This is a genomic window from Bradyrhizobium sp. WSM4873, from assembly GCF_055811355.1.
In genome coordinates this window covers 69,469-76,908 of record NZ_JBVVPS010000032.1, presented here as the reverse complement: position 1 = coordinate 76,908, position 7,440 = coordinate 69,469, and the positions used below count along the sequence as shown (strand labels likewise).

The 7,440-nt window shown below is 64.0% G+C and carries 8 protein-coding genes; 6 read left to right on the top strand and 2 right to left on the bottom strand.

The features are described 5' to 3' along the window. Positions 1-1,124: 1,124 nt before the first annotated feature. Together AC0L21_RS31005 and AC0L21_RS31000 are read left to right on the top strand one after the other, a co-directional pair. Positions 1,125-1,529, top strand: a complete 405-nt coding sequence (locus AC0L21_RS31005) for a YbgC/FadM family acyl-CoA thioesterase (RefSeq protein WP_473265555.1) — start codon at positions 1,125-1,127, stop codon at positions 1,527-1,529. Between the two features lie 77 nt (positions 1,530-1,606). Continuing rightward, entirely contained in the window at positions 1,607-2,074 is a 468-nt protein-coding gene (locus AC0L21_RS31000; RefSeq protein ID WP_473265554.1) for a nuclear transport factor 2 family protein, read from the top strand. A gap of 109 nt (positions 2,075-2,183) precedes the next feature. Here the strand turns inward: AC0L21_RS31000 and AC0L21_RS30995 are convergent, their stop codons facing one another. Together AC0L21_RS30995 and AC0L21_RS30990 are read right to left on the bottom strand one after the other, a co-directional pair. Beyond that, complete coding sequence (locus AC0L21_RS30995) at positions 2,184-2,903, bottom strand: type 1 glutamine amidotransferase (protein ID WP_473265550.1); 720 nt, start codon at positions 2,901-2,903, stop codon at positions 2,184-2,186. A gap of 17 nt (positions 2,904-2,920) precedes the next feature. Continuing rightward, positions 2,921-3,853, bottom strand: coding sequence for a LysR family transcriptional regulator (locus AC0L21_RS30990; RefSeq protein ID WP_473265546.1), 933 nt, complete (start codon positions 3,851-3,853; stop codon positions 2,921-2,923). Positions 3,854-4,004: 151 nt separating this feature from the next. Between AC0L21_RS30990 and AC0L21_RS30985 the strand changes: the two genes are divergently transcribed. From AC0L21_RS30985 to AC0L21_RS30970, 4 genes are read left to right on the top strand one after another with little or no spacing between them, the layout of a single operon-like run. Continuing rightward, complete coding sequence (locus AC0L21_RS30985) at positions 4,005-4,961, top strand: N-carbamoyl-D-amino-acid hydrolase (RefSeq protein ID WP_473265542.1); 957 nt, start codon at positions 4,005-4,007, stop codon at positions 4,959-4,961. Between the two features lie 35 nt (positions 4,962-4,996). Next, positions 4,997-5,821 (top strand): ABC transporter substrate-binding protein, encoded by an 825-nt coding sequence (locus tag AC0L21_RS30980; RefSeq protein ID WP_473265538.1) that lies wholly within the window; start codon positions 4,997-4,999, stop codon positions 5,819-5,821. Beyond that, a complete protein-coding gene (locus AC0L21_RS30975) occupies positions 5,818-6,675 on the top strand; it encodes an amino acid ABC transporter permease (protein ID WP_473265535.1) in 858 nt (285 codons plus the stop codon). The genes AC0L21_RS30980 and AC0L21_RS30975 overlap by 4 nt, the downstream gene beginning before the upstream one ends. Beyond that, positions 6,672-7,436 carry an amino acid ABC transporter ATP-binding protein gene (locus AC0L21_RS30970; protein ID WP_473265533.1) on the top strand — a complete coding sequence of 255 codons (765 nt, stop codon included), beginning with the start codon at positions 6,672-6,674 and terminating at the stop codon, positions 7,434-7,436. Before AC0L21_RS30975 ends, AC0L21_RS30970 begins: the two co-directional genes overlap by 4 nt. The last annotated feature ends 4 nt before the right edge of the window (positions 7,437-7,440 follow it).

The following is a 7,440-nucleotide window of genomic DNA, read 5'->3' as shown; positions in this document are numbered from 1 at the left end:
CCCTGCAATCTCAAATGCCGCCGCAACCGGAAAACTGACTCCTGCTCAATCGCTTAGAGCCTTGTTCACGGACGACTTGCGAGCGTAGATCAGCGCGGTGTCCTGCCTCTCGCGCACCCGACAGCTTGACGGCATCGCTCCACGTCGCGACGTAGTAGCGTGGTAGGTCGACGGGGCGCCCGGTAAGTGCGTGTTCCAGCCGTTCGTGATCACGGAGTCCAAGCCATCGTGATCGCCCATTCCAGAGCATCGTGATCACCGTTTCCACCCGATCGTGATCGCTATTTCAGCGATTGCGATCGGGGGTAACCAGGAGGCGCGCACCGCTGACAGTCTGCAACCCAGCTACCTTGGTCTTTTGCCTAACTCCGACTGCTTCAGCTATGCGAACGCTACAAGCAATGGGCCGGCCCCCTCAAGCCCATCCTGTCCCCAGGTCCATGTCGCCGGCGAGAAGCTGTTCGTCGACTATTCCGGCCAGACCATGGAGCTGGGTTGACGGAGTACGATACACGCCAGTCCTGCTCCGGCTCCGCGGACGAAACCGTCAATGCAGGAGCGATCGGTTGGGCTTTCAGTCAGGGGCTGCGCCGACGGAGCAACGAACCCGGAAACTCTCACGCAAATAACCGCACACGTTCTTAATGTGGGTCAGTGGTGTGAGGTCCGCGATAGGATCTCCCGAAATCAGGCTCATAAGTGCCGCGGTTTTCGCCCATGGCACAAGTACGGGTCTGATTAGGTTGTGGGCGCGTCCGCTCCGCGGACGGGGCTCTATGAGCCAGCTTGCCGAGCCATGCTGTCTCGGCCCTTCGGATCACGATGCCTCGCGCAAGCCATAAAGTGCTCCTCGCCGGGGGCACTCGGAAAACGGGCTCGCCTGTGGCGAGCGTTATAACGGCCCCGTTCCCGCGTGCCGCTCAAACACCGGTGTTGTCGCTGCACTCGTCCCGCATGCCCCTTCGGGCCGCTATGCTCGCGGCCGGGCTGACATTTCTCTCGAGGCGAGCTAGGTGAACACTGAAGCTAATCCCGAAGGCGCTGCGGCTCGCCATAAAAGGGACGTAGAAAAATCTGCGCTTGTTCACGCTATCGCCCTCCAGCGCCCCAACGAAATCAAGAAGTTGGTATTCTGTTGCGATATCGTCAAACCAGAGTTTTCGGGCATCGTCTATCACGCCAACTATTTGCGCTTCATGGAGCGCGGGCGGACCAATCATTTGCGGCTGATGGGCGCCGAGCAGCAGGCATTGTTCGAGCAGGCCGAGGCGGAAGACGCAGGCTTTGCCTTCGTGGTGCGTTCGATGCATCTCGATTTCCTCAAGCCTGCCCGGATGGATGACGTGCTCGATGTCGTGACCTGGCCGGTCGCCGTGAAGGGTGCGTCCATCGTGCTGGCGCAGGAGGTGCGGCGCGGGGAAAACGTGCTGGTGAAAGCCGAGGTGCGCGTCGCCTTCATCAGCGGCGGCCGCGCCCAGCCGATCCCGAAGTCGATCCGCGCCTTGATGAAGGCTGATCTGATTTCGTGATCGGGCGATAGCGGACGGCCTCTCGACTCCCCCGCGCGCGGCGATAGATTGCACTCCCGCCAACCGATGAGGCCATCATGTCGCGCCCGCCGCTTCCGCCCTTTACCCGTGAGACCGCAGCGCAGAAGGCCCGCATGGCCGAGGATGCCTGGAATTCGCGCGACCCGGTGCGCGTCTCGCTCGCCTACACAGAGGACAGCCGCTGGCGCAATCGCTCCGAGGTTTTTCAGGGGCGCGAAGCCATCGTCGCGTTCCTCACCCGCAAATGGGAGAAGGAGCACGACTACCGCCTGATCAAGGATCTCTGGGCGTTCGACGAAAACCGCATCGCCGTGCGCTTCCAGTACGAATGGCACGATGCGAGCGGCCAGTGGTATCGCTCCTACGGCAACGAGCAGTGGGAGTTCGACGAGCACGGCCTGATGCGGCGGCGCGAGGCGTCGATCAACGACATGGTGATTACGGAGAAGGACAGGCGATTTCACTGGCCGGCGCCGGGGCCGAGGCCCGCGGATGTGGTGGGGTTAGGAGAGAGCCCGTTCTGAGATTTCAACCCTCATGGTGAGGAGCCGCGAAGCGGCGTCCGAACCATGCAGGCCCCCGTTGCTGCAGCGGTGCCTCGATCCTTCGAGACGCGCGCAATTGGCACGCTCCTCAGGACGAGGAGATGGACCTGCGCGCCAGAAATCGCGTAATCGCGCTACCGAGCTTGGCGTGATCCATCGGCTCCGCCAGTGATTCCCTCGCCGTGGCAACGACAGCGTCCGGCGCCTTGCCGTCGCGCAGTTCGCAGCACACCTGCGCAAACTCCACGTCGAACTCCGGATGCGGCTGCACAGTCAGCGTCGCGCCGTTGGCGTAGAGCAGGCCGGCATGCGGGGTGAAATCGGAGGAGAGGATCGTCAGCGCATCGTTTGGCGGCTCGATGACCTGGTCCTGATGCGAGCAGGCGATGGCGACCGCTTCGCCGTCGACGACACCGTTGTCCGGCAGCACCTGATAGACGTGCCGGCCGATGCCCCAGCCCTTCTCCGACTTGCGCACGGTGCCGCCGAGCGCCTGCGCGATCAGCTGATGGCCGAAGCAGACGCCGACCATCGGTGTCCTGTTGGCGTAGGCCGTGCGCACGAAATCTTCCAGCGGCGCGATCCACTCGAGCCCGTCATAGACGCCGGCGGCCGCGCCGGTGATCAGCACCGCCTCCAAATTGCGCGGGTCGGGAAGCGCATCGCCGTTCGGGATGCTGACGATGTCAACCGTGGCTGTCGGATCCCCGGCGCGGACCATGCGCTCGAACATGTCGGGGAACGAACCGTAGCGCTCGCGATATTTTTGTGGGACCTGCCCGGTCTCGATGATGGTGATGCGTGCCATATGCCCTCTGGTCAAGGTCAAGCCTGGTCGCTTCCTGCCCCATGTTGCTGGTGTGGCGCTGTGCGCTCCAGCAACGCACTCTCTTTCCGGACCTCGTTGAGAAACGCCTTGGCCAGGCGCGACAGCGGCTCGGCTTCCGACCATAACATATAGGCCACCGCGTGCGTCGTCGGTGCAAACGGCCGCACGACGAGGCCGGTCCCGCCGTTTTGCCGCGGCGAGAAGGGATCGACCACCGCGGCGCCGACGCCGGCGGCGGCGAGCACGCAGGCCGTGTTGCAGTAGCGCACCTCGACGGTCGGCTGGAACGGTGCGCCGGCCCGGACAAAACTGTCACGCACGGCCTCGCCCAGTCGCGTCCCACGCTCGAGCCCGATGAACGGCAGACCGGATAGGTCCGCGGCCGAGATCACCGGCAGGTCGGCGAGCGGGTGCTGCGGCGGCAGCACGCACACCATCTCGCCGGTGTGCACCACCTCATGGGCGATGCCTGGATGATGTGTCAGCCCGAGCGCAAAGCCGAGCTCGGCGACGCGGTTGAGCACGCCTTCGATGATGCCCTCATAGCGCCGCACGTCGAAGAACACCCGCGTTTCCGGACGGCGGCGCAGGAAGCCTGACAGCGCCGAGGGGATGATGCTGTAAGCGAGCGGCGGCGTCGCGACCAGCGCGAGATGCCCGGAGCGGTTCTCGCGCAGATCGCGCACGCGGTTCTCGAGCTTGGCGTGCAGCGCGAAGATCGCCTCGCTCTCCTTGTAGAGCGCCATCGCTTCCGTGGTCGGAAACAGTCGGTTGTTGACGCGTTCGAACAGCGCAAAACCCGCCTGCGCCTCCATCGTCTTCAGCGCGTTGCTGACTGCGGGCTGCGACAGCGCCAGTTCGTCGGCGGCCGCAACCGTGGTGCGGTGGCGGATGACGGCGCGGAGAATCTCGAGCTGGCGCAGGTTCATATCACTGCCGGTTATACTCTGGGCCAAAACATCATAGCAGAACGAATTGATTTTGCAGCCCCGCTTCCGCGTAATGGCAGCGGATTTGCACGTCGCATCAAAGGGTTCAGTCGCCCATTGAGGCAGCACTGCGCACAGATTGGAGGCAATCTTGGTTCGTGTCCTTCGCGCCGCCGCCGCACAGATGGGGCCGACGCAAAAAGCCGATACGCGCGAGCATACGCTGTCGCGGATGCTTGCGCTGCTGGAGGAGGCGGCCGGCCGCGGCGCCAGCCTCGTGGTGTTTCCCGAGCTTGCCTTCACCACATTCTTTCCGCGCTGGCTGCTCGAAGGTGACGAACTCGACCATTATTTCGAACGCGGCATGCCGAACCCGAACGTCGCCGCCTTGTTCGACCGCGCGCGTGCGCTGCGCGTCGGCTTCTATGTCGGCTATGCCGAGTTGACGCCGGATGGACGCCGCTACAATTGCGCCATCCTGGTCGATCGCGACGGCGAGCTGCTTGGCCGCTATCGCAAGGTGCACCTGCCGGGCTCGGTCGAGCCGCGACAAGGTGCGCGCTACCAGCAGCTCGAGAAGCGCTATTTCGAATACGGCGATCTCGGCTTTCCGGCCTTTCGCTCCGGATCGGCCTGGGCCCACGCCATCATGGGCATGATGATCTGCAACGATCGCCGCTGGCCGGAATCCTGGCGCGTGCTTGGCCTGCAGGGCGTCGAGCTCGTCTGCATCGGCTACAATTCGGCGGCTTATGATCCCAATGGCGGCAGCACGGAAGACGCCTCCTTGCGCACCTTCCACTCTACGCTGGTCACGCAGGCCAACGCCTACATGAACGCGACCTGGGCGATCTCGGTGGCGAAGGCCGGCGAGGAGGACGGCTCCGGGCTGATCGGCGGCTCCTGCATCGTCGATCCCAATGGCCGCATCGTCGCGCAGGCCGCAACGTTGACTGACGAGGTGATCGTCGCCGACATCGATCTCGACCTCTGCCGCCAGGGCAAGGACAAGATGTTTAACTTCGCCGCGCACCGGCGGCCGGAGCAATACAGGGTGATCACGGAACGCGCTGGCGTCATCGAGCCCGCGGTTCTCGACGCGGACTGACAGGACGTTCCAACAACGTTGGCAAAGGAGCTGACATGACACGCCTCTCGTATTTCCTCGGCATCGCAGCGCTGGCGGCCGTGACGTCCGCGCAAGCGGCGGAGCTTCCGGCGGAGATCAAGCAAGCGGGCGCGTTGAAGCTCACGGTGAATTCCACTTACGCGCCGATGGAATACCGCGATCCCGCGACCAATGAGCTCGTCGGGCTCGACGTCGATCTGGCGAACGAGCTCGCGAAGCGTCTCGGCGTGAAGATCGTCTGGAGCGAGACGCCGTTCGCCGAATTGATCCCGTCGCTCCAGACCAAGCGCGCCGATTTCATCATCTCCGGCATCTCCGATCGCGCCTCGCGGCGCGAGACCGCCGATTTCGTCGATTATCTCGGGACCGGCCCGCAGTTCTTCGTGATGGCGGAGAACGAAGCCAAGGCTGCGACCGATCTCTGCGGCAAGAAGGTCGGGACTACCCGCAGCACCAGCTTCCCGGTCGAAATCGAGAAGTGGAGCAAGCAGAATTGCGAGCTGGCCGGCAAGCCGGCGATCCAGTACGTGCCGGGCGAGAACTCGATCGACGTTCGCAACCAGCTCAAGCAGGGCCGCATCGATGCCGCCGTACAGGGCAGCGAGACGCTGCCTTATGCGCAGACGCAGGAAGCCGGAAAATACCGCGTGATCGGCGAACCCTTCGCCAAAGGCTATCAGGGCATCATGTTCCGCAAGGACGATGCGGCGCTTCGTGAAGTGGTGACCGAGAAGCTCACCGCGATGATCGCCGACGGTTCCTACAAGGCTGTCCTCGACAAATGGGGTCTCGGCGCCAACGCAGTCGAGAAGCCCATGCTGAACGCGGCGCCGCAATGAAGCCGGTACCGGCACTCGCGGAGGGTTTTCCCGATCTGTCGGGGATGCGGATCGCGCGCGAGCCGCACTGGTTTCGCTGGCTCAGCGCCGCGCTGATCGTTGCTGTGCTCGCACTGATCGTGCGTGCGTTTGCGGCCGGCCAGATCGAATGGTCCTATGTCAGCCGCTTCCTGACCGCAAAGGTCATTCTCGAGGGCATCGTCAACACCATGGTGATGGCGGTGCTGGCGATGGCGCTTGGCATCTTCCTCGGCGTGGTCGTCGCGATCATGCGGCTGTCGCCCAACCCGGTGCTGAAGACCGTTGCCGCCGGCTACACCTGGTTGTTCCGCGGCACGCCGTTGATCCTGCAACTGCTGCTGTGGTTCAATCTCGCGCTGGTGTTTCCGACTATCGGTATTCCCGGCCTGTGGAGCGCGCGCGCCGTCGACGTCATGACGCCCTTCCTTGCCGCGCTGCTCGGGCTCGGCATCAACCAGGGCGCCTATACGTCGGAAGTGATGCGCGCCGGCATGCTGTCGGTCGATATCGGGCAATATGAGGCGGCGCAGGCGATCGGCATGGGACGCTTGCGTGCGCTGCGCCGGATCGTTCTACCGCAGGCGATGCGGGTGGTGATCCCGCCGCTCGGCAACGAGTTCATCGGCATGGTGAAGGCGACCTCGCTCGCCAGCGTCATCCAGTATCCGGAGCTGCTGCACAACGCCGAAAACATCTACTACGCCAATTCGCGCGTGATCGAGCTCCTGATCGTCGCCGGGCTCTGGTACCTGCTCGTCGTCTCGGTGCTGACGCCGCTCCAGATGCTGCTCGAACGCCGTTTTGCGCGCGGCACATTGCGGCTCGCGCGATGACAAAACCCCTCGTCGCGATCCGCTCCGTCAGCAAGAGTTTTGGCGAGTTTCAGGCTCTCAAAAATGTCTCGCTCGACATCCGGCCCGGCGAGGTGATGTGCCTGATCGGCGCCTCCGGCTCCGGCAAGACCACGCTGCTCCGCTGCATCAACCAGCTCGCCGCGATCGACAGCGGCGGCATCTGGCTCGACGGCGAGCTCTTGGGCGTGCGCGAGCAGGGCGGCCGGCTGCATCGGCTCAGCGAGCGCGAAATCGGGCGGCAGCGGTTGAAGACCGGCATGGTGTTCCAGCGCTTCAATTTGTTTCCGCACAAGACCGCGCTCGAAAACATCACCGAAGGTCCGCTCCAGGTTCAGGGCCGAAAATCCGACGAGGTGCGTGCGGAGGCGATCGAACTGCTGCGGCGCGTCGGATTGTCGGCCAAAGCGGACTGGTATCCCGCCCAACTCTCCGGCGGCCAGCAGCAGCGCGTCGCGATTGCCCGCGCGCTTGCCATGAAGCCGATGCTGATGCTGTTCGATGAGCCGACCAGCGCGCTCGATCCCGAGCTCGTCGGCGAGGTCTTGGCAGTCATGAAGGAGCTGGCGCGGAGCGGCATGACCATGATGGTCGTGACACACGAACTCGGCTTCGCGCGCGAGGTCGCCGACCGCGTCGTCTACATGGACCAGGGCGCGATCATCGAGCAGGGCAGCGCCTCGGACGTCTTAGGCACGCCGCGCGAGGAGCGCACCAAGGCATTTCTTTCGGCAGTGATCTGAATGG